The sequence below is a fragment of the Streptomyces sp. NPDC002793 genome (assembly GCF_040295485.1).
GTDB lineage: Bacteria > Actinomycetota > Actinomycetes > Streptomycetales > Streptomycetaceae > Streptomyces.
Genome location: NZ_JBEOVL010000018.1, coordinates 87,198 through 111,867, shown reverse-complemented (window position 1 = coordinate 111,867; position 24,670 = coordinate 87,198). Strand labels below are relative to the sequence as shown.

Sequence of the window (24,670 nt, the reverse complement as noted above, 5' to 3'; positions counted from 1 at the left end):
ATGGATCTTGGACTGAAGGACCGCGTCTACATCGTCACCGGTGCGACCCGCGGGCTGGGCAACGCCACCGCACGCGCCCTCGCCGCCGACGGAGCGAAGGTGATCATCTCCGGCCGTGACGAGAAGGGTGCAGTCGAGGCCGCCGCCGAACTGGGCCCCGACGCGGTCGGGCTCGCCGCGGACAACGCCGACCCGCTGGCCGCCCGGCGGCTGGTGGACGCGGCGAAGGAACGCTTCGGCCGGCTGGACGGCATTCTCATCAGCGTCGGCGGCCCGGCACCGGGCTTCCTGGCCGACAACACGGACGACCAGTGGCAGGCGGCCTTCGAGTCGGTCTTCCTCGGCGCCGTGCGTCTGGCCCGCACGGCGGCCGAGGCCCTCGGTGAGGGCGGTGTCATCGGCTTCGTCCTGTCGGGATCGGTACACGAGCCGATCGCCGGTCTGACGATCTCCAACGGGCTGCGCCCGGGCCTCGCCGGCTTCGCCAAGTCCCTCGCCGACGAGCTGGGCCCGCGCGGCATCCGGGTCGTCGGGGTGCTGCCGTCCCGGATCGACACGGACCGGGTGCGCGAGCTCGACGCCCTGTCGGGCGACGCCGAGGCGTCCCGCACGGCCAACGAGGCGCACATCCCGCTGCGCCGCTACGGCACCCCGGAGGAGTTCGGGAAGACCGCGGCCTTCCTGCTCTCCCCGGCCGCCTCCTATCTGACCGGCATCATGGTGCCTGTCGACGGCGGTGCCCGGCACGGGTTCTGACGGCCCGCCGACGGGCTGTCAGCTCACCCGGTCCGCACGGTGCTTGACCGCCCGCAGCCGGACCTCGGCCGGCAGCTCGTCGAGCCCTGCCGAGGTCCGGGCGTGCGCCAGCGCACCCTCGGAGAGGCCACGCAGCGCCAGGCCCGGAGCCGCGTGCGGTTCCATCAGCATCCGGATCCGGGCCTTCGGGGCGGTGCGCCGGCCGGTCAGCGTGACCTTGGCGTCCGCCACCCCGTCCAGAGAACCCGCCTCGTCACCGAGGGCGCCCTCCAGGGCCTTGCCGCGCAGCAGTGCGCCCTCACCGTCGCCGCTGTCCACCAGCACCTCGGCGAGGCGCCCCCGGCGGAGCTGGGCGAGGAGCCACCACAGCGCGAGGACCACCAGGACGGCGAGGACCGCGATGACGGTGGGCCACCACCAGCCCTCGTCCCGCCACCTCGTCCGGTCGGCCGTGCTGAGCAGTACGTCGCCCTTGCCGCCGAAGGGCCACCAGGAGGGTACGGACAGCCCGAGGCCTGTCGCGAGGACGGCGCCGCCGAGGGCGAGGAGGATCAGCCCTGCCAGGCCGAGCAGGACCCGGTTGACGGTTGTGATCACGGGGTCACCCCTTCTTCGCCGGGCGGCGTACGTGCACGGAGATGCCGGGCGGCCGCGCCAGGTCCAGTTCGCTCACGGCCGTACCCAGAACGGTGTCCAGTTCGGCCCTGACGTCGTCGAGTTCACGGAAGTGCGAGAGCGCCCGCACGGTCGCCCTGCGCCGGCCCATCTTCACCCGCACGGACTGCACTCCGGCCACTTCCACGGCCCGGTCGCGCAGGACGAAGCCTGCGGCGGTCCGGTCGAGCCCGGCCCGGACGCCCGGGTGCCGGCGCTTCATGGGGAGCAGAGCGCGCAGTCCGGGGGTGAGAGCGAGGAAGAGCAGCCAGAGGCCCAGCGCGGCCGCCAGGGCGGATCCCGCGAGGATCCATACGTCGTCGAGGTGACGGCTTGCCAGGTCGTCGGCGGCCGTGCGCCGCCACCGCATGGCCGGGTGGTCCGCCCGCACCGCCGCGACGTCGTAGAGCAGGAGTCCGGCGCCGCCGAGGACGATCAGGGCGACCAGGGCAGCGGGGATCCTCCGCCCTGACCAGAAACGGCCCGCCCTGCCGCCGGTCCGCTCCGGCGCGGGGGTGGGCTCGTGGGCGGAGCCTGACGCGGACCGGTCCATCTCCAGCACGCCGCCGGGTGGCGACGCGTCGGCTGTGGGCAGGCGCCGCGTGCTGTTCTCCGGGTCCTGGGGCTCGGTCATCGGATGCTCCCCTTCGGTGCGGTGCCCGCTCCTGACCGATGCAGCCGTTCGACCTGCACCGCCACTTCGGGCACCTCCATCCCCGCAAGGGCTTTCACCCGCTCGGCCACACGCCGTCGCACCGCGCCGCACTGACGCCCGATGTCGCAGGGGTAGGCGAGGTCGAGACTGACCCGCACCCGCGCGGTGTCACGGTGGACGGTGACGGTGGCGCGCGGTGCGTCAGCGTCTACGGGCCGTTCGTGGACGGCCTCCTTGGCCGCCTGCGCGGCGATCTTCGCGACGACCCGGTCGGCGATCCGGGTCTGCCCTCGCGAGGCGGCGTCGACCCGGTCTGTCACCCCCGTCACCGTCGCCGGTCGCCGCGCTCGCGACTCCGGAAGAAGTCGCCGGGTTCCAGGTCGCCGTCCAGGAAGCGGCCGGCGACGAAGCCGACCGCGCCCAGCGCGGCCACCAGCAGAAAGGCTCCGAATCCGCCGAAGTATCCGGCGAAGCCCAGCGCCATACCGGCCATGAGGCCGACTACAGCCATGCTCATCGTGTGCTCCTCAACTGCCGCGCGCGGAAGGTCTACTGGACGCGTGACTCGGACTCGTCGTCGTCGTCCTCCTCGTCGGGCAGTTTGACGTCGCTCACGGCGATGTTGACCTCGACGACCTCCAGCCCTGTCATGCGCTCGACCGCCGCGATGACGTTCTCGCGCACGTCGCGCGCCACCTCGCTGATCGCCACGCCGTAGTCGACGACGATCTCCAGATCGAGGGCGGCCTGTGATTCGCCGACCTCCGCCTTCACACCGCGGGACACGGACTTGTTGCCGCCGGGGACGCGGTCGCGGACGGCGCCGAACGTCCTGGAGATGCCGCTGCCCATCGCGTGGACCCCGACGACGTCACGTGCCGCCATTCCGGCGATCTTCTCGACCACGCCGTCGGCGATGGTGGTGCGGCCACGGGTCGCGGGGGCGCCCCCACCGCGCTTGGTCAACTGGCTCTGTCTGCCGTCGTCCCCGCCGGACAGGCTGCTGGGGCTGTCGGGCCGGTTCCGCTGCGGGCTCTCGGTCATCGCCGCTCTTCCCTTCGGGGCGGGAGTGAACTTCCGTGGCCCACAGTAAGTGCGCTTGCGCAGTCCTGCTCCGTGGATGGGGCAGGGTGGAGCAATGACAACGGCTGAGGGCCCGCACCGGGCCGATGGATGGACCGCCGCCGTACGCCAACGGATCGGCCTGGGCAGGCTGCTCCCTCTGGGCGGCCCCGCCGACGGTTGCTGGATCGCGGAGAGAGCGGCGGCGACCGTGCTGCGGGAGGCCGCGGCAGGGTCGGGGGCCGAGCTGGGGGTGCTCAGGATCGCCCCGGCCGACGAGGAGTACGCCCCGGATCCGGTGGTGCCCGGTCCTCCCGGCGCGCTGCCGCCGGGACCGCTGCGGATCGAGGCCGGTTTCTCCGCGACGGCACGGCGGCCTCTGACCGCCACCGCGGACGGGGTGCGGGCGGCTCTGCTGACGGCGGCCGCCCAACGGCTCGGCCTGGTGGTCGACTCGGTGGACCTCAGGGTGACGGCGTTGCTGGAGGACGAGCCGCAGCCGGCCGCGGAGGCGCCCACCGAGGTTCTCGGGGCGGTCCCGCCCGAAGGGGTCACCGCGACGGCGGCGGCCGGGGTCCCGGGCGTCGTGTCACTGACGCGGGTGCTGGGCAGCGCCGTGCAGCACGCGGAGGGACACGTACGGGTGGAAATCGCGACGGCCGCTGACCATCGGGCTCTCGACGTGGCGCGGGCGGTGCGCGGGGCGGTGGCCGGGGCTGTGGAGGGCCGTCCTGCGGTCGCCGTGCTGATCACGGCCGTGGTGGACCGCGGGTGACACCGCCCCCGCGCCGGACGGCACGGGGGCGGTGCGTGCCGGGCTGCGGGTGTTCAGTCGGCGATGCCCGCGAGGTCGCGCAGCCGACGGCCCTGAGCGGCCCGCTCGGCGGTGCGCTGCTCCTCGTACGTACGCGAGACCGCTCCGCTCAGCAGCGCTTTGGTCTCGACCACCGCGTCACGCGGGGCGGCGAGCAGCGCCGCGGCGAGGTCGCGGCCCGCGGCGTCGAGCTGGTCGGCGGGGACCACGAGGTTGGCGAGACCGGTGCGCTCGGCCTCCTCGGCGTGCACGAAGCGGCCGGTGGCGCAGATCTCGAGCGCGCGGGCGTATCCCACCAGGTGCACCAGGGGGTGGGTGCCCGTGAGGTCGGGCACGAGACCGAGACCGGTCTCGCGCATCGCGAACTGCACGTCCTCGGTGACGATGCGCAGATCGCAGGCGAGGGCGAGCTGGAAGCCGGCACCGATCGCGTGCCCCTGGACGGCCGCGATCGACACGATGTCGTTGCGGCGCCACCAGGTGAACGCCTCCTGGTACTCGGCGATGGTCGCGTCGAGTTCGGCCTCCGAACCGCGCGCCATGTCGAGGAAGGACGGCTCGCCGTCGAAGCCCTCGGGTGCGAAAGCCTGCCGGTCGAGGCCCGCGGAGAAGGACTTGCCCTCGCCGCGCAGCACGACGACCCGCACGCTGCCGGGGAGCGCTCGTCCGGCCTCTGCCAACGCCCGCCACAGAGCGGGAGACTGAGCGTTGCGCTTGGCCGGGTTGGTGAGCGACACCGTGGCAACCGTGTCTTCGACGGTGAGCCGTACGCCGTCCTTGTCGAGCACAGGGTCGAGCGAGGTCATGAGGTGCCTCCGGATCGGGTGCTGTCAGCACTTACTGGCAAGTAACTGAACAGTAACCACCCGGACGACCTGATGGTCGGCCGGGTGGTTACCCTGTTCCGGTGGGACCTCGGAGCCGGTATAAACCGACTCCTGACCGCATGTCCGCCGTCAGGCCGAAGCGGCCTTCTTGCCACGAGTCGCTCCGCCGCGTCCCCGCAGCGTGACTCCGGACTCACTGAGCATCCGGTGGACGAATCCGTAGGAGCGGCCCGTTTCCTCGGCCAGCGCCCGGATGCTCGCACCGGAGTCGTACTTCTTCTTCAGGTCTGCCGCGAGCTTGTCGCGCGCGGCGCCGGTTACCCGGCTGCCCTTCTTCAGAGTCTCGGCCACCCGTGCCTCCTCAAGGAAGTGCGCTCTGGACTCTCATGATCACCCCTCCTGCGCTTCCTGGCCACCCATTCGGCAAGGTCGGTGGGACCGGATTCCGCACCCTGAGGGGGTTCGACACAAGGGGAATCAGGCATTCCTATGGCTCTGGAGGCTCCGCGAGGCGGGCTGAGGGAAAAACGTCCAGGTCAGGGCCGTACGAGGTGAGGCGTCCGAAAAAGAGTGCGCCCGGCAGCTATCTGCCGGGCGCCGCGCCGGGGTATGAGACCCGCTCACCCAGATGATGGATCACCGATGGGCCGAATGATCCAGACGCGTTGGATCACCGGGCCCCGCACCGGTTCCGGGCCCCTCCGGTCAGGCGAGGGCGACCAGGTCCCGGTAGTCCGAGCCCCAGAGGTCCTCGACCCCGTCGGGCAGCAGGATGATCCGCTCCGGCTGGAGCGCCTCGACCGCGCCCTCGTCGTGGGTGACGAGGACGACGGCGCCCTTGTACGTGCGCAGGGCCCCGAGGATCTCCTCGCGGCTGGCCGGGTCGAGGTTGTTCGTGGGCTCGTCGAGCAGCAGGACGTTGGCGGAGGAGACGACGAGCGTCGCCAGGGCGAGCCGGGTCTTCTCACCGCCGGAGAGCACTCCGGCGGGCTTGTCCACGTCGTCGCCGGAGAAGAGGAAGGAGCCGAGCGTCTTGCGGACCTCGACGAGATCGAGGTCCGGCGCCGCGCTCCGCATGTTCTCCAGGACGGTGCGCTCCGGGTCGAGGGTCTCGTGCTCCTGCGCGTAGTAGCCGAGCTTGAGCCCGTGGCCCTCGATGATGCGGCCGGTGTCGGGCTTCTCCGCGCCGCCGAGGAGGCGCAGCAGCGTGGTCTTGCCCGCGCCGTTGAGGCCGAGGATGACGACGCGTGAGCCCTTGTCGATGGCGAGGTCCACATCGGTGAAGATCTCGAGCGACCCGTAGGACTTGGAGAGGCCCTCGGCCATCAGCGGCGTCTTGCCGCACGGGGACGGCTCCGGGAAACGCAGCTTCGCCACCTTGTCGGAGACCCGCACGGCCTCCAGCCCCGAGAGCAGGCGCTCGGCCCGCTTGGCCATGTTCTGGGCGGCGACGGTCTTGGTCGCCTTGGCGCGCATCTTGTCGGCCTGGGAGTTGAGGGACGCGGCCTTCTTCTCGGCGTTCTGGCGCTCGCGCTTGCGGCGCTTCTCGTCGGCCTCGCGCTGCTGCTGGTAGAGCTTCCAGCCCATGTTGTAGATGTCGATCTGGGCGCGGTTGGCGTCGAGGTAGAACACCTTGTTGACCACCGTCTCGACGAGCTCGACATCGTGGGAGATCACGATGAAGCCGCCGCGGTAGGTCTTGAGGTAGTCGCGCAGCCAGACGATCGAGTCCGCGTCGAGGTGGTTGGTGGGCTCGTCGAGGAGCAGGGTGTCGGCGTCCGAGAACAGGATGCGGGCGAGCTCGACACGACGGCGCTGACCGCCGGAGAGGGTGTGCAGGGGCTGACCGAGCACCCGGTCGGGCAGGCTGAGCGCGGCGGCGATGGTGGCGGCCTCGGCCTCGGCGGCGTATCCGCCCTTGGTGAGGAACTCCGTCTCCAGGCGCTCGTAGCGCTTCATGGCCTTCTCGCGGGTGGCGCCCTTGCCGTTCGCCATCCGCTCCTCGTTCTCCCGCATCTTGCGCAGGATCTCGTCGAGCCCGCGGGCCGAGAGGATGCGGTCGCGGGCCAGGACGTCGAGGTCTCCGGTGCGCGGGTCCTGAGGGAGGTAGCCGACCTCACCGCTGTTGGTGATGGTGCCGCCGGCGGGTGTCCCCTCGCCTGCCAGGCACTTGGTGAGGGTGGTCTTGCCGGCGCCGTTGCGGCCGACCAGGCCGATGCGGTCACCCTTGGCGATACGGAAGGAAGCGGACTCGATGAGGATGCGGGCGCCGGCACGCAGTTCGATGCCGGAGGCGGTGATCACGGTAAAACTCCAGGGCGGTATGGACGGCGGAGGGACAGCGGACTACGACTCGACGCCGTCTAGTGCACAAGGAGAATTGCCATGGGACTCAGTCTACTGGCGGTGTCCACCTGCTTTTCCGCATGCTCCCGGTCCGTCACCCCGCCACCGGGGTGCGCCGCACAAGGGCGCAGCACCTTCGGCTGACGTTGTCAGTGGCCGGTGGAAGACTGAGATGGAGATCACATCGCGACCGCGTGTGTGAGCAGGAGACAGGTGAGCGGAATGGCAGGCACGGACGGCGTTCCCACGATCTTTCCGACGATTCTGTACGACGACGCGAAGGCGGCGATCAGGGTGCTCACCCAGGCCCTGGGGTTCACCGAGGAGGCGGTGTACGAGGGGGAGGACGGCAGCGTGCTCCACGCCGAGCTGTCCTGCGGCAACGGCCGGGTGATGCTCGGCTCCAAGGGGCGGGGCGGCGTCTTCGCGAAGGCGATGACGGGGGCCGGGCCCGCCGGGGTGTACGTGGTGGTGGACGAGGTCGACGAGCACCACGCGCGGGCCGTGGAACACGGTGTGGAGATCCTGATGCCGCCCACCGACCAGGACTACGGCTCGCGCGACTACATGGCACGCGACGCGGAGGGCAACGTCTGGAGCTTCGGTACGTACGCCCCGGGGTCCTCGGGCTGAGTGCCCCGGGGCGGTGTCGGTCAGACCCCGCCGGTGTGCACCTGGAAGGCGGCGCGGCGGACGGCTTTGGCGAGGGCCGGGTCCGGGTGGGCGGCGGCCAGGGCGACCAGCACCTGGACGGTCCGGGGATGGCCGATGGCCCGTACCTCGTCCAGGAGCGCGGGGACCGTGCCCTGCACCGCGGAGTCGAGGTGGCGGACCAGCAGCCCGGTCTCGCCGTGGTCGGCCACGGCCGCGGCGGTGTCGACCCAGAGCCAGGTGGCTTCCTCACGGCTGAGGACGTCCTGGGCGTCGTCCGGGTCGGTCCCCTCGTACTCGGCGAGCCAGAGCAGCGCGTACGGGCGCAGCGGCGTCTCGGTGACGACGGAGCGGACGACGGGCTCGGCGGGGGCGCCGACGACGCGCAGCGCCTCGAAGGCGAGGCCGCGCAGCAGGGCGTCCTCGCCGCGGGCGACGGCCAGCAGTTCGGCCACGGCGCTGCCGACCGGCCGGGCGGCCAGCCAGGCCCGGTATTCGGCTCGGGCCGGGCCCGGGGTGAGCCTGGCGCAGCCGAGCAGCATGTCGGCCGCGGGCTGCTCGATGTTGCCGGCCGGGCTCTGCGCGGCCACGCAGATCTGCTCCAGCTTGACCCAGACCGCCCAGTTGCCCAGCGGGGTGAGGGTGGCGTGGCCGTCGCCGAGCGTGAGGGCGCCGACGGAGGCGAGGCCTTCGAGGGCCCAGTCGAGCAGCAGCGCGTTCAGGTCGGCGGACTGCCCGACCGCGGAGGCGGGCTGCTCCTGGGGCCCGTAAGGCACCTCGCACCGCTCCTCGTGGAGTTCCGCGACGCGCTGTCCGAGCAGATCGAGGAGTGCGGGCACGGTGACCGCGCCCGCCGAGAGCTGGAGGAGGGAGAGCACCTGGGGCACGGCCTCGACGGCTTCCGCCACGGCGGTGGCCTCGATGCCGTCGGGAGAGGCGTGGACGAGCGACCATGCGTCGAAGAGCGCGACCCAGCCTCGGAGCACGGCGGAGTCGTCGCGGTCCCAGGCGCGCAGGCGCCAGCCCGGGCGGGCGGTGTCGCCGTGCATCTCGATGAGGCCGGCCAGTCTGGCCCGGTCCCATCCGGCCATCACCTGGGCCGGGGACAGATCCAGCGCGGCGGCGGCCCGTTCCAGGGCCCGGGCGGCGAGCGGGACCGAGCCCGGGCTCGTGCCGTCCGCCGCCCAGTGGGCGATCCGCACGGCGTCGGCCAGGACGGCCCTGGCCTGCCGTGCCAGTTCAGCCGGTGGCGGTGTGCCCTCGGGTGGGCGGGGGGCCGGCCTGGTGCGCCGGGTCGTCACGGCCTTACGGGCGGTCGCCTGGGGTCGCGGGCGGACAAGTCGCAGCCTGGAGTCGCGCGGGGTACGGGACGTCACGAGGAGCAGTCTTGCCTCTGACGGGCCGAAAGCCCAAACGGAGGCCGCGTCACCGGGATTCGAGAGGCACCGCGGCCGGGGAACCAACCGGGCGGTTCCGTCGCATCAGCTCACATCAGGGGCGTGAGGAAGCGCCGGAGCGCCTCTTCGTAGCCGGCCGGGTCGGCGTTCCACATCGCCGCATGCGGAGCCTGCGGTACGGAGTGCAGGGTCACCAGGTCGGGGCGGCGTGCGGCGAGTTCCCGGGACGGCTGCCAGGGGGCGAGGGTGTCGTCGGGGCCGTGGACGACGAGCGTCGGGGCGTGCAGCGCCGTCGGCACGGAGGTCCGCAGGAGTGGGGCGCCGTGCAGCCCGGTCTGCCCCTGGGCGGCCCGGACGGCCAGCGGCAGCAGCGCGGAGGGCACGCCCCGGGCGGAGGCGAGCGCGCGCAGGGTGGTCCTCCAGTCCAGGACCGGGGAGTCGAGGACGAGTCCGCTGATGCGATCGCGGAGGGCGGAGTTGACGGCCGCGTGCAGGGCCATCGAGGCGCCCGAGGACCAGCCGTGGAGAATGACCTTCTCGGCGCCGTAGCGCACGGCGTAGCGGATGGCCGCGTCCAGGTCCCGCCATTCGGACTCGCCGAGGTGGGCGAGTCCGTCCGGGGAGCGCGGGGCGCCCTCGTCGCCGCGGTAGGCCAGGTCGAGCACGGGGAGCTGCTGGGCGTGGAGGAATCCCATCACGTTCATGGGGTGGTCCCGGGTGGTGCCGAGGCCGTGCACGGTGATCACCCAGGTGTCACGGACACCGGGTACGAACCAGGCGGGCAGAGGTCCGAGTTCACCGGGGATCTCGACCTCCTTGTACGCGAGGCCGAGGGCGGTGAGCGGGTCGCCGCGGTGGAGCTCCGGGGTGAGGCGGACCCGGGCGCCCGGTTTCAGGCTGCCGAGGGTCACGCGTTCCAGCCGGCGGACGACGGTGTCGGCGGAGGCCGTGGAGCCACCCGGCTGTTCGATCACCGGGCCGACCACGGCGTGGACACCACGGCCGGTCAGCCCGTACGTGCCGGGGCGCAGCGCGGTGAAGGAGCGGGTCAGGGTGATCTGCCCGGCCGCGGTGGCGTGCACGGTGAGCCGGCGGTCGGCCGGAAAGGGGCGTGGCGAGGGCGCCCCGAGGGCGGCGTCGCTGGCGTAGCGGCCGGCGGCGACCGCTGCCGCGCCGACGCCGAGGATCGAGGTGGCGGCCACTGCCGCCGCTGTTGCCGGGCGCACGGCTCAAGTCTCCCGGGCCACGGCGCCGACGGCCAGTGGGCATCGGCCGTACGGTGGCTAACCGGGCTGGCCGTACCCCTCCAGGGCGTCCTGCACCTCGCGCAGCTGGGCCGGGGTGAGGAGGCTCGGCCGGTGGCCGGGTACGGAGCTGGCGGTGAGCCAGAGCCTGCACATCCATTCGAGCTGGGCGGTGCGGTCGTACGCCTCGTCGAGAGTGGCCCCGTAGGCGACGGTGCCGTGGTTGCGCAGCAGGCAGGCGGTGCGGTCGCGCAGGGCGGCCAGCATGTTGTCGGCGAGCTCCCTCGTCCCGTAGCGCGCGTAGGCGGCGGTGCGGACGGGGCCGCCGAGCATGGCTGCGGCGTAGTGCACGAGCGGCACCTCGGGGACGAGGGTGGAGACGGCCGTGGCATGCACGGCGTGGGTGTGGACGACGGCGGCGGCGTCGGTGTCGCGGTAGACGGCCAGGTGGAGCGGGAGCTCACTGGTCGGGACCAGGTCGCCGAGGACCTGTCGCCCTTCGAGGTCGACGCCGACCGCGTCTCCCGGGCCGAGCCGGTCGTAGGGCACCCCGCTGGGGGTGACCAGGACGGTCCCGCCGACCCTGGCCGACACGTTGCCCGAGGTGCCGACGACCAGGCCGTCCGCCGCCGTCCGCCGGGCCGTCTCAACGACCCCGCCCCAGGCCCGCTCCACCGCGTCCGTGCGCATGTCACTCATGCGGGTGATCCTAGGGGGCGTCCGAGGCCGCGTGACCGACATCTCCTCAAGGGGACACATTGGACATCCAGCCGGACGGCGGGCGACGGGTGGGGCCGGTTCCCGCAACGGAACGAGAGCCTCCGGCAACGCGGAACCCACACAAGCGGAATCCACCTACGCGCTTGGGGTCACCATGAAGCCCCGCCCAGTTCATCTTCCGTTCATTCTGGTTGCTTACGTTCCACGTGCCAATGACGTCGAACGATTGCCTGGGTAAATGGAACACATCACGCTGCTGCTCGCGATCGTGATCGTGACAGCTCTCGTGTTCGATTTCACGAACGGTTTCCACGACACCGCCAACGCGATGGCCACCACCATCTCGACCGGCGCCCTGAAGCCCAAGACAGCGGTGGCGATGTCCGCCGTTCTCAACCTCGTCGGCGCGTTCCTGTCGGTGGAGGTCGCCAAGACGATCTCCGGCGGGATCATCAATGAGAACGGCCTCAGAACCGAGGTCATCTTCGCGGCGCTCGTCGGCGCCATCCTGTGGAATCTGCTGACCTGGCTGGTCGGCCTGCCCTCCAGTTCCTCCCACGCTCTCTTCGGCGGCCTCATCGGCGCCGCGGTCATGTCGGCCGGCTGGTCCTCGATCAACGGCGGCACCGTCGTCACGAAGGTCCTGCTGCCGGCGATCGCCGCGCCCGTCGTCGCCGGCCTCGCCGCGCTGCTGGCCACGAAGCTGACGTACCGGCTGAACCGGAAGATCACGGACCCGGCGCAGCTGAAGTCGACCGCCAAGGGGTACCGCGCCGGCCAGATCGCCTCGGCCGGTCTCGTCTCGCTCGCCCACGGCACCAACGACGCGCAGAAGACCATGGGCATCATCACCCTGGCCCTGGTCACCGGCGGCGTCCTCTCCCCCGGCTCCAACCCGCCGGTCTGGGTCATCGCCTCCGCCGGTATCGCCATCGCGCTGGGCACCTACCTCGGCGGCTGGCGCATCATCCGCACCATGGGCAGCGGCCTCACCGACCTGCGCCCGCCGCAGGGCTTCGCGGCCCAGACGAGCGCGGCCACGGTCATCCTGGCCTCCTCGCACCTCGGTTTCTCCCTCTCCACCACGCAGTCCTGCTCCGGTGCCGTCATGGGCGCGGGTCTCGGACGCAAGGGAGGCGTGGTCCGCTGGTCCACCGCCACCCGGATGTTCATCGCCTGGGGGCTGACGCTTCCGGCCGCCGGACTGATCGGCGCGGGTGCCGAGTTCCTGACCAAGCAGGGCCCCTGGGGCGTCGGCGTGGTCGCCGTCCTGCTCGTCGCCGGCTCCGGCGCCATCTGGCTGGTGTCGCGCCGCAAGCCGGTCGACCACACCAACGTCAACGCGCCCGAGGGTGAGCCCGCCGGCGTCGTCACGACCGCGGTCGCGGCCGTCAGCCCGCCGCCCGCCGGTGCCGTCGCCTCCGAGCTCAAGACCACCATCCACGCTCCGGCCCCGACGGCCGAGACCCCGGCCGACCCGGCCCGGCCGGCCACGGTGTAAGGACAGATCGTATGAACATCGACTGGGCGGCTCTCGCCTCCGTCTTCGGCGTCAGCCTCGTGATCACCGTCGCACTGGTCGGCCTCTTCACCCTCGGCATCACCGGCCTGGCCAGGCAGACGCCGACGGCGGACGGCGGCGGCGGTTCCAACGCCCTGGCGCGCACCGGTGCGTACGCCTGCTTCGGGCTGTGCCTGGCCGCGGTCGCGTACGGGATCTATCTGATCGTCGCCTGACCTCCACGGACGTGGACACCGGCCGGACACACCACCTGTGTGTCCGGCCGGTGTGCGTCTGAGCACACTGAAGCCTCGCAGGTCAGCGGCAGGTTGACGGGCGTTCGCGGCGCGTGGTGGACTGCCGGAGCCATTGAGGCCGGCCGGCACACGCATGTGCCGGCCGGTCTTACGGCGACAGGAGAGGAAGCCGGTGCGAATCCGGCGCGGTCCCGCCACTGTCACCGAGGAGCAGCCTCCACACGGAAGTCACGGTCCGCCACCGCGGACTGGAAGGCCGGAGGAACTGCGGATCCGGAAGCCAGGAGACTCTCGTCGCCGGTCACGTCGAACCAGGGCGCGGACCCTGAGTGAGGACACACGCCATGCCTGGCTGCCCTGCGTCGGTCGCCGCACCACCCGCTGTGAAGGCCCTTCGAGGCGCGACGGGCGGCTGACCCGTGCGAGCCGACCGCATCTTCGCGTACGGCGCCGCAGCCGGGCTGATCGGCGACCTGCTGTTCGGTGATCCCCGTCGGGGCCACCCCGTCGCCGCCTTCGGGCGTGCCGCGGCAGGTGCCGAGAGCCGCCTGTGGCGCGATCACCGCGGCTGGGGTGCCCTGCACACGCTGGTCTGTGCCGGGGGCGCCACGGCCGCCGCCGCGCTGGCCGCCCGGGCCGTGCGGAACCGTCCCGCCGCCGCCGTGGCTCTGACCGCCGCCGCCACCTGGTCCGTCGTCGGTGGCACGTCGCTGGGCCGCGAGGCGCGTGCCGTCGGCGGGGCGCTGGCCGCCGGGGACGTCGAGCTCGCCCGGGAGCGGCTGCCGCACCTGTGCGGCCGTGATCCGCAGGCACTGGACGGACAGCAGATCGCCCGGGCGGTGGTGGAGTCCGTCGCCGAGAACACCTCGGACGCCGTCGTGGGAGCCCTCGTGTGGGGCGCGCTCGGAGGAGTGCCGGGACTGGTCGCCTTCAGGGCCGTCAACACGCTCGACGCCATGGTCGGGCACAAGTCTCCTCGCTACCGGCGCTACGGCTGGGCTTCGGCCAGGCTCGACGACGTCGCCGGCTGGCCCGGCGCCCGGCTCACCGCCCTGCTCGCCGTGGCCGCGGGGGGCCGCCCGCGCGAGGCCGTCCGGGCCTGGCGGGCCGACGCGGGCCGGCATCCCAGCCCGAACGCGGGCCCGGTGGAGGCCTCGTTCGCGGGCGCGCTCGGCGTACGCCTCGGCGGCACCCTCGCGTACGGCGGGCGGATCGAGCACCGGCCGGTGCTCAACGGCGGGGCCGGGCGGGACGTCCGGGTCACGGACATCGAACGCGCGGTGCGGTTGTCGCGCCGGGTGAGTGTGCTGGCCCTCGTCGTGTGCGCGGCGGGACGGTCGGCCCTGGGACGGAGAGTCGGATGAGCGGCGGGCTGCTGGTCGCGGGTACCACCTCGGACGCGGGCAAGAGTGTCGTCACGGCCGGGATCTGCCGGTGGCTGGTGCGCCGGGGGGTGAAGGTCGCACCGTTCAAGGCGCAGAACATGTCGCTGAACTCGTTCGTGACCCGGGAGGGCGCGGAGATCGGCCGGGCCCAGGCGATGCAGGCGCAGGCCGCCCGGGTCGAGCCGTCGGCGCTGATGAACCCGGTGCTGCTCAAACCCGGCGGTGACCGGTCGAGCCAGGTCGTCCTGATGGGGAAGCCGGTCGGCGAGATGAGTGCGCGCGGCTACCACGGGGGGCGCCAGGAGGCGTTGCTGGGGACGGTCGTGGACTGTCTGGAGCAGTTGCGCGGCACGTACGACGCCGTGATCTGCGAGGGTGCGGGCAGCCCGGCCGAGATCAACCTGCGGCGTACGGACATCGTGAACATGGGTATCGCCCGCGCCGCCCGCTTCCCCGTGCTGGTGGTCGGCGACATCGACCGGGGCGGGGTGTTCGCCTCGTTCTTCGGTACGACGGCGCTGCTGAGCCCCGAGGACCAGTCGCTGATCGCCGGATACCTCGTCAACAAGTTCCGCGGTGACGTGTCGCTGCTGGAGCCCGGCCTCGACATGCTCCTCGGGTTGACGGGCCGTCGGACGTACGGGGTCCTGCCGTACGCCCACGGGCTGGGGATCGACGAGGAGGACGGGCTGCGGGTGTCGATGCGCGGCGCCGTACGGGAGTCGGTCGTGGCGCCGCCGCACGGCGAGGACGTGCTGCGGGTGGCGGTGTGCGCCGTACCGCTGATGTCGAACTTCACCGATGTGGACGCCCTGGCGGCCGAGCCCGGTGTGGTGGTGCGGTTCGTGGACCGGGCGGAGGAGCTCGCCGACGCGGACCTGGTGATCGTGCCCGGGACGCGGGGCACCGTGAAAGCACTGGCGTGGCTGCGCGAGCGGGGGCTGGCCGACGCGCTGCGGCGGCGGGCCGCCGAGGGGCGGCCGGTGCTGGGGATCTGCGGCGGGTTCCAGGTGCTGGGCGAGCGCATCGAGGACGACGTGGAGTCGCGGGCCGGTCTGGTCGAAGGGCTCGGGCTGCTGCCGGTGCGGGTCCGCTTCGGCCGGGAGAAGGTCCTGGGGCGGCCCGTCGGTTCGGCGCTCGGGGAACCGGTCGAGGGGTACGAGATCCATCACGGCGTCGCCGAGGTGAGCGGCGGCGAGCCGTTCCTGGACGGGTGCCGGGTGGGTTCGGTCTGGGGGACGCACTGGCACGGGTCGCTGGAGAGCGACGCGTTCCGGCGGGCGTTCCTCGGTGAGGTCGCCCGGGCGGCGGGACGGCGGTTCGTCCCGGCCCCCGACACGAGCTTCGGGGCGCTGCGGGAGGAACAGCTGGACCGGCTGGGGGACCTGATCGAGGAACACGCCGACACGGACGCCCTCTGGCGGCTGATCGAGAACGGCGCGCCCGAGGGCCTGCCGTTCCTCGCGCCGGGTGCGCCGCCGGCCCCCGTCCCCGAGAGATCCGGCGCGCCCGGTCCTGCAGGTGTGGTCGTTACAGAGGAGGCCCCGTGAACACGCCCTATCCCTTCACCGCCATCGTCGGGCAGGACGACCTGCGGCTCGGTCTCCTGCTCAACGCCGTCAGTCCCGCCGTCGGCGGGGTCCTGGTCCGGGGTGAGAAAGGGACCGCCAAGTCCACCGCCGTACGGGCGCTCGCCGCGCTCATGCCCGAGGTCACGGTCGTGGCGGGGTGCCGCTTCTCGTGCGACCCCGGTGCGCCCGATCCGGCGTGTCCCGACGGACCGCACGGGACGGGTACGGGCGTGTCGCGCCCGGCACGGACCGTGGAGCTTCCGGTCGGAGCGTCGGAGGACCGGCTGGTCGGCGCGCTCGACATCGAACGGGCCCTCTCGGAGGGCGTGAAGGCTTTCGAGCCGGGCCTCCTCGCCGACGCCCATCGCGGGATCCTGTACGTCGACGAGGTCAACCTCCTCCATGACCACCTGGTGGACCTGCTGCTGGACGCGGCGGCCATGGGTGCCTCGTACGTCGAGCGCGAAGGTGTCTCCGTCCGTCACGCGGCACGCTTCCTGCTGGTCGGGACGATGAACCCGGAGGAGGGCGAGCTCCGCCCCCAACTGCTGGACCGCTTCGGGCTGACCGTCGAGGTGGCCGCCTCGCGTGACACGGACCTGCGCGTCGAGGTCGTACGCCGCAGGCTCGCCTACGACGACGATCCGGCCGCCTTCGCCGCACGGTGGGCCGACGAGGAGGCCTCGCTGCGTGAGCGGATCGCCGCCGCGCGCGCCCTGCTCCCCCGGGTGGTGCTCGGCGACGGCGTGCTGCGGCAGATCGCGGCGACGTGCGCGGCGTTCGAGGTCGACGGGATGCGCGCCGACATCGTCATGGCGCGCACCGCGACGGCGCTGGCCGCGTGGGCGGGCCGCGAGGAGGTCGTCGCGGACGACGTACGGCAGGCCGCGCTCCTGGCACTCCCCCACCGGCGTCGGCGCAACCCGTTCGACGCGCCCGGCCTGGACGAGGACAAGCTGGACGAGGCCCTCCAGGACGCCGCGGACGAGAACGGCGGGGGCGACGACGACCCGGACCCCGATGGTCCCGGCGGCGGCGTACCCCCGCAGGGCGGCGGCCCCGACGACGGCGGCGCGGACACGCCCGGCCCCGACGACGGCGGGGGCACGGACACGCCCGGCCGTGACGATGCGGGGAGCGGCGACGCGCCCGCGCCGGGCGGCGGCGCCGGGGAGCAGCAGCCCGTGCGGGCCGGCGAGCCGTTCCGCACGAAGATGCTGAGCGTGCCCGGACTCGGCGAGGGCGCCGCCGGGCGGCGCTCCCGGGCGCGTACCGAGCACGGCCGGACCACCGGGTCGCGCCGGCCCGAGGGTGCGCTGACGAAACTGCACCTGGCGGCGACCGTACAGGCGGCGGCGCCGCACCAGCGGGCGCGCGGGCGGTCGGGGCGAGGACTCGTCGTACGCCGTGACGACCTGCGGCAGGCGACCCGGGAGGGGCGCGAGGGCAATCTGGTGCTGTTCGTCGTGGACGCCTCCGGGTCGATGGCGGCCCGGCAGCGGATGGCCGCCGTCAAGGGCGCGGTCATGTCGCTGCTGCTGGACGCCTACCAGCGGCGTGACAAGGTCGGCCTGGTCACCTTCCGGGGCAAGGACGCCGAGGTGGCGCTGCCGCCCACCTCGTCGGTGGACGCGGCCGCCGCACGGCTGGAGTCGCTGCCGACCGGCGGTCGCACCCCGCTGGCCGCCGGACTGCTCAGGGCGCACGACGTGCTGCGGGTGGAGCGGCTGCGCGATCCGTCGCGCCGCCCGCTGCTCGTGGTGGTGACGGACGGACGGGCGACCGGGGGCGTCGACCCGGTGGCGCTGGCGGCGCGGGCCGGGCGGCTGCACGCCTCCGAGGGGACCGCTTCCGTCGTCGTGGACTGCGAGTCGGGGTTCGTACGCCTCGGTCTCGCCGCACAGCTCGCACGGGATCTGGGGGGCAGCGCCGTCACGCTCGACGAGCTGCGCGCCGACTCGATCGCCGGGCTGGTCAAGGACATCACTGCTGCCGGGAGGGCCGCTTAATGCCACAGGGACAGCCGGTATCGGTACCGGACGACGGACTGACGACACGTCAGCGGCGTAACCGTCCGCTGCTGTTCGTCCACACGGGCATCGGCAAGGGCAAGTCGACGGCGGCCTTCGGGCTGGCGCTGCGGGCCTGGAACCAGGGGTGGCCGATCGGGGTGTTCCAGTTCGTGAAGTCGGCGAAGTGGAAGGTCGGCGAGGAGAACGCGCTGAAGGTGCTCGGGGCGAGCGGCGAGGGCGGCACCGTCGACTGGCACAAGATGGGCGAGGGCTGGTCGTGGGTCCAGCGGGGCATTCACGGTGACAACTCCGACAACGAGGAGAAGGCCCGCGAGGGCTGGGAGCAGGTCAAGCGTGACCTGGCGGCGGAGACGTACAAGCTGTACGTGCTCGACGAGTTCGCCTACCCGATGCACTGGGGCTGGATCGACACCGACGAGGTCGTCGAGGTGATGCGGGACCGTCCGGGCACGCAGCACGTGGTGATCACGGGCCGGAACGCCCCGCAGAAGCTGATCGAGGCCGCCGACCTGGTGACCGACATGTCGAAGGTCAAGCACCCGATGGACGCCGGTCAGAAGGGCCAGAGAGGCATCGAGTGGTGAGTGTTCCCCGACTGGTCATCGCCGCACCGGCGTCGGGCAGCGGCAAGACCACGGTCGCCACGGGCCTGATGGCGGCCTTCGCGGGGCGTGACCTCGCGGTGTCCCCGCACAAGGTGGGGCCGGACTACATCGACCCGGGCTACCACGCCCTGGCCACCGGCCGCCCCGGGCGCAACCTCGACGCGTACATGTGCGGGCCGGGTCTGATCGCCCCGCTGTTCACACACGGGGCGAGCGGCTGCGACCTGGCCGTCGTCGAAGGCGTGATGGGGCTGTACGACGGGGCCTCGGGGCAGGGTGAACTCGCCTCGACCGCCCAGGTGTCCAAGCTGTTGCGGGCCCCCGTCGTGCTGGTGGTCGACGCGTCCTCGCAGTCGCGTTCGGTCGCTGCCCTCGTGCACGGTTTCGCCTCCTGGGACCCGGAGGTGCGGATCGGCGGGGTGATCCTGAACAAGGTGGCCTCCGACCGTCACGAGGCGCTGCTCCGGGAGGCGCTGGACGAGTCCGGGCTGCCGGTGCTCGGGGTGCTGCGGCGGGCGCCGCAGGTGGCGACGCCCTCACGCCACCTGGGGCTCGTCCCGGTGGCCGAGCGGCAGGCCGACGCCCTCGACGCCGTACGGGCGATGGGTGAGCGGGTGCGGGAGGGCTGTGATCTGGACGCCCTGCTGGCGCTGGCCCGTTCGGCGCCCGCCCTGCCCGACGAGGCGTGGGAGCCGGAGCCGCGCCCGCTGGAGGGGTCCCGGCCGGTGGTGGCCGTGGCAGGCGGCGCGGCGTTCACCTTCGCGTACGCGGAGCACGCCGAGCTGCTGACTGCGGCGGGCGCGGAGGTGGTCGTCTTCGATCCGCTGCGCGACGAGAAGCTGCCCACGGGCACGGCGGGCCTGGTCATCGGCGGCGGCTTCCCCGAGGTGTACGCCCCGGAGCTGTCCGCGAACGAGCCGCTGCGCCGGGCGGTGACCGGACTGGCCCGGTCCGGTGCCCCGGTGGCGGCGGAGTGCGCGGGGCTGCTGTATCTGGCCCGTGAGCTGGACGGCCGGCCGATGTGCGGGGTGCTGGACGCCTCGGCGCGGATGTCGGAGCGGCTGACGCTCGGCTACCGGCAGGCGGTGGCCGTGTCGGACAGCGTGCTGGCCGTGGCCGGGACGCGGCTGCGCGGCCACGAGTTCCACCGGACGGTGCTGGAGCCCGGCGCCGGTGCGACGCCCGCCTGGGGTCTCCACCAGCCGGAGCGGCGGGTGGAGGGCTTCGTGCAGGGTGGCGTGCACGCGAGCTATCTGCACACCCACTGGGCGGCGGAGCCCGGGGTGGCCCGGCGCTTCGTGGAGCAGTGCCGGGGATGACGTCACTCCGCTCCCGTGGAGCGGCGCCCGGGACGACGTCATTCCGCGATGCCGACCACCAGCCAGATGAAGCCCACCCCCGCCACCGTGCACAGCAGGGTGGAGCGGGCCGGGTGGTCGTGGTGCGCCTCGGGGAGGATCTCGGCGGCGGCGAGGTAGAGGAGCGCCCCGCCGAAGAAGCCGAGATAACAGCCGAGCAGTTCCTCCGGAAGGGTGAACAGCAGGGTGGTCGCGGCGCCGACGATCGGGGCCAGGGCGTCCGCGAAGAGCATCATCAGCGCCTTGCGGCGGGCGTTTCCGTAGAGGCTGGTGATCGTGTACGTGTTGAAGCCGTCGGCGAAGTCGTGGGTGATGACGGCGAGCGCGACGGCGGCTCCCATGCCACCGCCGATCTGGAAGGCGGCGCCGAGCGCGATGCCGTCCATCAGGCTGTGGCCCACCATCGCGGCGGCCGCCGTCAGCCCGACCTGTGGCACCCGTTCCTCGCCCGCCCCGTGTGCCGCCTGGCGTACGGCCAGCGAACGCTCCACGAGATGGGCCGTCAGGAACCCGCCCACGAAGAGCAGCAGGGCGGCGGGTACGCCGAACACCACGCCGCCCGCGGCCTCCACCGCCTCGGGCAGCAGGTCGAGACCGACGACGCCCAGCATCAGTCCGCCGGCGAAGCCGAGCACGAGGTGGCGGCGGTCGCTGACGCGCTGGGCGACCCAGCCGCCCACCAGGGTCATCAGGAACGCGCCGAGCGCGACGAATACCGCCATGGGCCCTTGCTAGCGGATCGACCCCGCTCCGCGCACCTCACGGCCGTGTTGGCGTGTCCCCTCACGACCCCGCTGAAAGGACTTCTCCCATGACCCGAGCCGGGCTCGTCGTCGGTGTCGGTGCCCGTCGCGGCGTCCCGGCCGAGGAGGTGCTCGGGCTGATCAGCGGGGCGCTCCAGGAGGCCGGAGCGGGGACCGGTGACGTGGTCGGGCTGGCGACGCTCGACACCAGGGCGGACGAGCCGGGCATCGTCGGCGCGGCGGAGCGTCTGGGGGTGCCCGTGCGGTCGTACACGGCCGGGGAGCTGGCGGAGGTCCCGGTGCCGCATCCGTCGGCTGCACCGCGTGAGGCGGTGGCCACCGGGTCGGTGGCGGAGGCCGCGGCGCTCATGGGCGGGGGTGAACTGGTGGTTCCGAAGCGGAAGTCGGCTTCCGCGACGTGTGCGGTGGCCCGCCGGAGCGGTCCCGTAGGCCCCTCGGCATCGACGAATCGCCCCGAGCCGTTCACCATTGCTGCCATGCTGCCCCCCACGAAGCACATCGAGAGCGCCGGGCCCGATCTGCGGCACCACGGCGACGCGGAAGTACGCGGCCTGGACCTGACCGATCTCGCCGTCAACGTACGGACCGGCACACCCCCGGACTGGCTGCGGCAGCGGATAGCGGCGTCGCTGGGATCGCTGGCCGCCTACCCGGACGGGCGGCAGGCCCGGACCGCGGTCGCCGGACGGCACGGGCTGCCCGAGGAGAGAGTGCTGCTGACGGCGGGCGCGGCCGAGGCGTTCGTCCTGATCGCGAGAGCGCTGCCCGCCCGGCGGCCGGTCGTCGTGCATCCGCAGTTCACCGAGCCCGAGGCGGCCCTGCGGGCGGCGGGGCACGAGGTCGGGCGGGTGGTGCTGCGGCCGGAGGACGGCTTCCGGCTCGATCCGGCGGCGGTACCGGAGGACGCGGACCTGGTGGTGGTCGGCAACCCGACCAACCCGACGTCGGTGCTGCACCCCGCGGGCGTGCTGGAGCAACTGGCGCGGCCCGGGCGGACGCTGGTGGTCGACGAGGCGTTCATGGACGCCGTACCGGGTGAGCGTGAGGCGCTGTGCGGGCGTACGGACGTCCCCGGGCTGGTGGTGCTGCGGAGCCTCACCAAGACCTGGGGGCTGGCGGGGCTGCGCATCGGTTACGTGCTGGCCGACCCGGCCACGGTCGCGGTGCTCCAGGAGGCGCAGCCGTTGTGGCCGGTGTCCTCCCCCGCCCTCGCGGCGGCCGAGGCGTGCATGGAGCCTCGTGCGCTGGTCGAGGCGGCGGACGCGGCGGACCGGGTCGTGGTGGACCGGGCGCATCTGCTGGCCGGGCTCGCGGAGTTCAGCGAGGTACGGGTGGTGGAGCCGGCGGCCGGGCCGTTCGTGCTGCTGCGGCTGGAACGGGCGGACGAGGTCCGGGAGCTGCTGCGCTCACGCGGCTTCGCGGCGCGGCGCGGGGACACCTTCCCCGGGCTGGGCAACGAGTGGCTGCGCCTCGCCGTACGCGACCGGGTGACGACCAACAGGTTCCTCCAGGCGCTCGATCTGGCCCTGCAGGGACTGCCCCGGAGAGCCGTCGGCTGACGGCTCTCCGGGGAGGGTGCTCAGCCTCGGGCGCGCCTGCGGGCGAGGACCGTGGCGCCGGCGCCGACCGCCAGCAGGACGGCGGCGGCGCCTGCGATGTACGGGGTGGAGGAGCTGCCACCGGTCTCGGCGAGGTCACCGGAGCCGGAGGCCTGCACCGGGTCGGATCCGGTCTGGGGCTTCACGTCGGCGGGGTCCGCCTCGTCACCGGTGTCACCGGAACCACCGGTGTCACCTGAGCCGCCCGTGTCACCGGAGCCGCCCGTCGAACCGCCGTTGCCGTCGCCCGCGGGCGTCTCGCACGTCGCTTCGGCCAGGGTGACCTCGCCCTCCACCTCCGCGACGTTCAGGTCGAGCGGGTTCACGGACACCTGCAGCCGCAGCGCCGTCGCGGCCGCCGTCCGTGTGGTCGTCGCGGTCTTCGACAGGTCGAGCGTCACCTCACCGACGCCCGGTACCTCGACCGCGGTCGTGCCGCCCGAGGTGAGGGTGGTCCTCTTCCCGAGCACCGTCACATGCCCGAGCACGTTGGACTCCGCGACGGGCTCGTGGCCCACCTCGCACACCGCCTTGGAGGTGACCTTCCCGACCTCGATCAGCGAGAGCAGCGGCAGCCCCGGTACATGGACCCGCGCTTCGGCGAGGTTGGAGTATCCCTCGGCCCTGTGCGCGTCCACCGTGGCGTCCGCCGTGGCCACATCGGCCTTCAGTACGTGGACGGGGCGGCCCTGCTCGACACCGTCGAGCTCCACGCTGAGCGCGGTCTTCTCCGCGCTCGCCGGGGCGTGGACCTCGTTGAGCGTGGCCTTGAGCGGCACCTGGACCGACTTGTTCAGGAGTGAGACGTCGAGCCCGGCGCGCAGTACGACCGCGCTCGCCTTTCCGTGGCCGCCGGCCGGGGTGGCCGGGGACGTCGCGGTGGCTGCGTGCGCGGGGACGGCGACGAGCAGTGCGACGGGAGCCGCGGCGAACGCCAGGGCGGCCGAACGGAAGGTGTTGCTGTTCAAGATGGTGGAACCCCCACAAGAGACATGGAGCCACCGGTGCGCCGTCCGATGGGGGACATCGCGGGCACCGGTGGCCTCGACTCCGTGAATCTTTACGCACTCCGGGTGAACTGACGGATACCTTCCGCTAGTTCACCCCAAAGAGGGGTTTCCGTGTGCACATTCGAATCCACCGGCACAGGAGTTCCTTGGAATCACCCGTTCCACTGGCCGCGTAGGCGCATGACGGGCACCACGACGGCGCAGTGAGCTGCCTCAACGAGTGGCGGCGCCCGGAGTCACCTCCGGTCAACACGGCACCCCTCACGAGGTCAACCGGCGGTCAGCCCGTCACCCGCCCGTTGAGCACCACCCTGCGCGGCGAGGCCAGCACCCGTACGTCCGCCCTCGGGTCCTCGTCGTACATCACCAGGTCTGCCGGGGCCCCCTCCTCCAGCACCGGCCGGCCGAGCCATCGCCGTGCGCCCCAGGCCGTCGCGGAGAGCGCGTCGAGGGGCGGGATGCCTGCCTTCACCAGTTCGGCGACCTCCTCCGCGATCAGTCCGTGGGCCAGCGACCCGCCGGCGTCCGTGCCGGTGAAGACCGGGATTCCCGCCTCGTACGCCGCGCGCACCGTGTCGTACCGCGCCGCGTGGAGCCGCCGCATGTGGGCGGACCAGCGGGGGTATCTGGCCTCGCCGCCTGCCGCGAGGCCGGGGAAGGTGGCGATGTTGACCAGCGTCGGCACGATCGCCACACCGCGCTCCGCGAACAGCGGGATCGTGTCCTCGGTCAGCCCCGTCGCGTGCTCGACGCAGTCGATCCCGGCCTCCACCAGGTCCCGGAGCGCGTCCTCGGCGAAGCAGTGGGCGGTGACCCGGGCGCCCAGCCGGTGCGCCTCGGCGATCGCGGCCTCGACCTCGCCGCGTGGCCAGCAGGCGGCCAGGTCGCCGGCGTCCCGGTCGATCCAGTCGCCCACCAGCTTCACCCAGCCGTCGCCGCGCCTCGCCTCGCGGGCGACGTAGGCGACGAGGTCGCCGGGCTCGATCTCATGGGCGAAATTGCGGATGTAACGACGGGTCCTCGCGATGTGCCGTCCCGCTCTGATGATCTTCGGCAGATCCTCGCGCCCGTCCACCCACCGGGTGTCGGAGGGCGACCCGGCGTCCCGGATGAGCAGCGTCCCGGCCTCCCGGTCCGCTAGGGCCTGCTTCTCGCTGGTCGCCGCGTCCACGGGTCCCTGGTGCCCCAGCCCGACATGACAGTGCGCGTCGACGAGGCCGGGCAGCACCCATCCGGTGAGCGTCACCGCGTCGTCCGCGCCCGGCGGCCGCTCGTAGGTGATCCGTCCGTCGACCGCCCAGAGTCCGTCCCTCACCTCGTCGGGTCCGACGAGCACCCGCCCGTCGATCCGCAGTACCGGCGCCACCTCGTGATCACTCATGCACAGCACTGTACGAGGCGGCCCCCCAAGGGCTGGAGGGGCGCTTAGTACCCTCGACGCAGGCGCTGACCGCGCACCGGC

25 protein-coding genes and 1 riboswitch are annotated in these 24,670 nt (G+C 72.9%); of the genes, 11 read left to right on the top strand and 14 right to left on the bottom strand.

Going from position 1 to position 24,670, the window contains the following annotated elements; all coding sequences use genetic code 11:
- Complete coding sequence (locus tag ABT001_RS19670) at positions 1-756, top strand: SDR family oxidoreductase (RefSeq protein ID WP_351278951.1); 756 nt, start codon at positions 1-3, stop codon at positions 754-756.
- Between the two features lie 18 nt (positions 757-774).
- On the opposite strand, the gene amaP is transcribed toward ABT001_RS19670, so the two are convergent.
- Genes amaP through ABT001_RS19645 form a run of 5 tightly spaced genes read right to left on the bottom strand, consistent with a single transcriptional unit; the run spans position 775 to position 3,109 of the window.
- Positions 775-1,353, bottom strand: a complete 579-nt coding sequence (amaP, locus tag ABT001_RS19665; protein WP_351278949.1) for an alkaline shock response membrane anchor protein AmaP — start codon at positions 1,351-1,353, stop codon at positions 775-777.
- A 4-nt stretch (positions 1,354-1,357) separates the two neighbouring features.
- Positions 1,358-2,044 (bottom strand): DUF6286 domain-containing protein, encoded by a 687-nt coding sequence (locus ABT001_RS19660; RefSeq protein ID WP_351278947.1) that lies wholly within the window; start codon positions 2,042-2,044, stop codon positions 1,358-1,360.
- Positions 2,041-2,394: an Asp23/Gls24 family envelope stress response protein gene (locus ABT001_RS19655; protein ID WP_351278945.1), complete on the bottom strand. Its 354-nt coding sequence runs from the start codon at positions 2,392-2,394 to the stop codon at positions 2,041-2,043. The genes ABT001_RS19660 and ABT001_RS19655 overlap by 4 nt, the downstream gene beginning before the upstream one ends.
- Complete coding sequence (locus ABT001_RS19650) at positions 2,391-2,582, bottom strand: hypothetical protein (RefSeq protein ID WP_351278943.1); 192 nt, start codon at positions 2,580-2,582, stop codon at positions 2,391-2,393. Before ABT001_RS19650 ends, ABT001_RS19655 begins: the two co-directional genes overlap by 4 nt.
- A 32-nt stretch (positions 2,583-2,614) precedes the next feature.
- Positions 2,615-3,109 carry an Asp23/Gls24 family envelope stress response protein gene (locus ABT001_RS19645; RefSeq protein WP_351278941.1) on the bottom strand — a complete coding sequence of 165 codons (495 nt, stop codon included), beginning with the start codon at positions 3,107-3,109 and terminating at the stop codon, positions 2,615-2,617.
- A 94-nt stretch (positions 3,110-3,203) separates the two neighbouring features.
- On the opposite strand from ABT001_RS19645, the gene ABT001_RS19640 reads away from it, so the two are divergent.
- Positions 3,204-3,902, top strand: coding sequence for a hypothetical protein (locus ABT001_RS19640; RefSeq protein WP_351278939.1), 699 nt, complete (start codon positions 3,204-3,206; stop codon positions 3,900-3,902).
- A 53-nt stretch (positions 3,903-3,955) separates the two neighbouring features.
- Here ABT001_RS19640 and ABT001_RS19635 read toward each other — a convergent pair whose 3' ends face one another.
- The 3 genes from ABT001_RS19635 to ABT001_RS19625 all read right to left on the bottom strand — a co-directional run bounded on the left by ABT001_RS19635 (position 3,956) and on the right by ABT001_RS19625 (position 7,072).
- Positions 3,956-4,747, bottom strand: coding sequence for an enoyl-CoA hydratase/isomerase family protein (locus ABT001_RS19635; protein WP_351278936.1), 792 nt, complete (start codon positions 4,745-4,747; stop codon positions 3,956-3,958).
- A gap of 150 nt (positions 4,748-4,897) precedes the next feature.
- A complete protein-coding gene (locus tag ABT001_RS19630; RefSeq protein WP_006123601.1) occupies positions 4,898-5,119 on the bottom strand; it encodes a helix-turn-helix domain-containing protein in 222 nt (73 codons plus the stop codon).
- A 354-nt stretch (positions 5,120-5,473) separates the two neighbouring features.
- A complete protein-coding gene (locus ABT001_RS19625; RefSeq protein ID WP_351278933.1) occupies positions 5,474-7,072 on the bottom strand; it encodes an ABC-F family ATP-binding cassette domain-containing protein in 1,599 nt (532 codons plus the stop codon).
- Positions 7,073-7,336: 264 nt separating this feature from the next.
- Between ABT001_RS19625 and ABT001_RS19620 the strand changes: the two genes are divergently transcribed.
- Entirely contained in the window at positions 7,337-7,747 is a 411-nt protein-coding gene (locus ABT001_RS19620; RefSeq protein WP_351278931.1) for a VOC family protein, read from the top strand.
- 20 nt (positions 7,748-7,767) lie between these two features.
- On the opposite strand, the gene ABT001_RS19615 is transcribed toward ABT001_RS19620, so the two are convergent.
- The 3 genes from ABT001_RS19615 to ABT001_RS19605 all read right to left on the bottom strand — a co-directional run bounded on the left by ABT001_RS19615 (position 7,768) and on the right by ABT001_RS19605 (position 11,105).
- Entirely contained in the window at positions 7,768-9,066 is a 1,299-nt protein-coding gene (locus ABT001_RS19615) for a hypothetical protein (protein ID WP_351279067.1), read from the bottom strand.
- A gap of 185 nt (positions 9,067-9,251) precedes the next feature.
- Positions 9,252-10,388: an alpha/beta hydrolase gene (locus ABT001_RS19610; RefSeq protein ID WP_351278929.1), complete on the bottom strand. Its 1,137-nt coding sequence runs from the start codon at positions 10,386-10,388 to the stop codon at positions 9,252-9,254.
- A gap of 57 nt (positions 10,389-10,445) precedes the next feature.
- Entirely contained in the window at positions 10,446-11,105 is a 660-nt protein-coding gene (locus ABT001_RS19605) for a class II aldolase/adducin family protein (RefSeq protein ID WP_351278926.1), read from the bottom strand.
- A gap of 259 nt (positions 11,106-11,364) precedes the next feature.
- On the opposite strand from ABT001_RS19605, the gene ABT001_RS19600 reads away from it, so the two are divergent.
- From ABT001_RS19600 to ABT001_RS19570, 7 genes are all read left to right on the top strand, one after another.
- Positions 11,365-12,627: an inorganic phosphate transporter gene (locus tag ABT001_RS19600; RefSeq protein ID WP_351278925.1), complete on the top strand. Its 1,263-nt coding sequence runs from the start codon at positions 11,365-11,367 to the stop codon at positions 12,625-12,627.
- An 11-nt stretch (positions 12,628-12,638) separates the two neighbouring features.
- Positions 12,639-12,863: a hypothetical protein gene (locus ABT001_RS19595; RefSeq protein ID WP_351278922.1), complete on the top strand. Its 225-nt coding sequence runs from the start codon at positions 12,639-12,641 to the stop codon at positions 12,861-12,863.
- Positions 12,864-13,046: 183 nt separating this feature from the next.
- A riboswitch (cobalamin riboswitch) is annotated at positions 13,047-13,175 on the top strand.
- 128 nt (positions 13,176-13,303) lie between these two features.
- Positions 13,304-14,248 (top strand): cobalamin biosynthesis protein, encoded by a 945-nt coding sequence (locus tag ABT001_RS19590; RefSeq protein ID WP_351278920.1) that lies wholly within the window; start codon positions 13,304-13,306, stop codon positions 14,246-14,248.
- Positions 14,245-15,819: a cobyric acid synthase gene (locus ABT001_RS19585; RefSeq protein WP_351278917.1), complete on the top strand. Its 1,575-nt coding sequence runs from the start codon at positions 14,245-14,247 to the stop codon at positions 15,817-15,819. The genes ABT001_RS19590 and ABT001_RS19585 overlap by 4 nt, the downstream gene beginning before the upstream one ends.
- Positions 15,816-17,849 (top strand): putative cobaltochelatase, encoded by a 2,034-nt coding sequence (locus ABT001_RS19580; RefSeq protein WP_351278914.1) that lies wholly within the window; start codon positions 15,816-15,818, stop codon positions 17,847-17,849. Before ABT001_RS19585 ends, ABT001_RS19580 begins: the two co-directional genes overlap by 4 nt.
- Entirely contained in the window at positions 17,849-18,457 is a 609-nt protein-coding gene (gene cobO, locus ABT001_RS19575; protein ID WP_033305549.1) for a cob(I)yrinic acid a,c-diamide adenosyltransferase, read from the top strand. The genes ABT001_RS19580 and cobO overlap by 1 nt, the downstream gene beginning before the upstream one ends.
- Positions 18,451-19,797: a cobyrinic acid a,c-diamide synthase CobB gene (locus ABT001_RS19570; RefSeq protein ID WP_351278910.1), complete on the top strand. Its 1,347-nt coding sequence runs from the start codon at positions 18,451-18,453 to the stop codon at positions 19,795-19,797. Before cobO ends, ABT001_RS19570 begins: the two co-directional genes overlap by 7 nt.
- A gap of 38 nt (positions 19,798-19,835) precedes the next feature.
- Here the strand turns inward: ABT001_RS19570 and ABT001_RS19565 are convergent, their stop codons facing one another.
- Positions 19,836-20,558, bottom strand: coding sequence for a ZIP family metal transporter (locus tag ABT001_RS19565; RefSeq protein WP_351278907.1), 723 nt, complete (start codon positions 20,556-20,558; stop codon positions 19,836-19,838).
- A gap of 89 nt (positions 20,559-20,647) precedes the next feature.
- Here ABT001_RS19565 and cobC point away from each other — a divergent pair, with 89 nt between their 5' ends.
- On the top strand, positions 20,648-22,159 hold the full coding sequence (gene cobC / locus ABT001_RS19560) for an Rv2231c family histidinol phosphate aminotransferase CobC (RefSeq protein ID WP_351278905.1): 1,512 nt from the start codon (positions 20,648-20,650) through the stop codon (positions 22,157-22,159).
- A gap of 20 nt (positions 22,160-22,179) precedes the next feature.
- On the opposite strand, the gene ABT001_RS19555 is transcribed toward cobC, so the two are convergent.
- Together ABT001_RS19555 and ABT001_RS19550 are read right to left on the bottom strand one after the other, a co-directional pair.
- Positions 22,180-23,166 (bottom strand): SCO1860 family LAETG-anchored protein, encoded by a 987-nt coding sequence (locus tag ABT001_RS19555; protein WP_351278902.1) that lies wholly within the window; start codon positions 23,164-23,166, stop codon positions 22,180-22,182.
- Positions 23,167-23,488: 322 nt separating this feature from the next.
- Entirely contained in the window at positions 23,489-24,589 is a 1,101-nt protein-coding gene (locus ABT001_RS19550) for an amidohydrolase family protein (RefSeq protein WP_351278900.1), read from the bottom strand.
- Positions 24,590-24,670 lie beyond the last annotated feature (81 nt).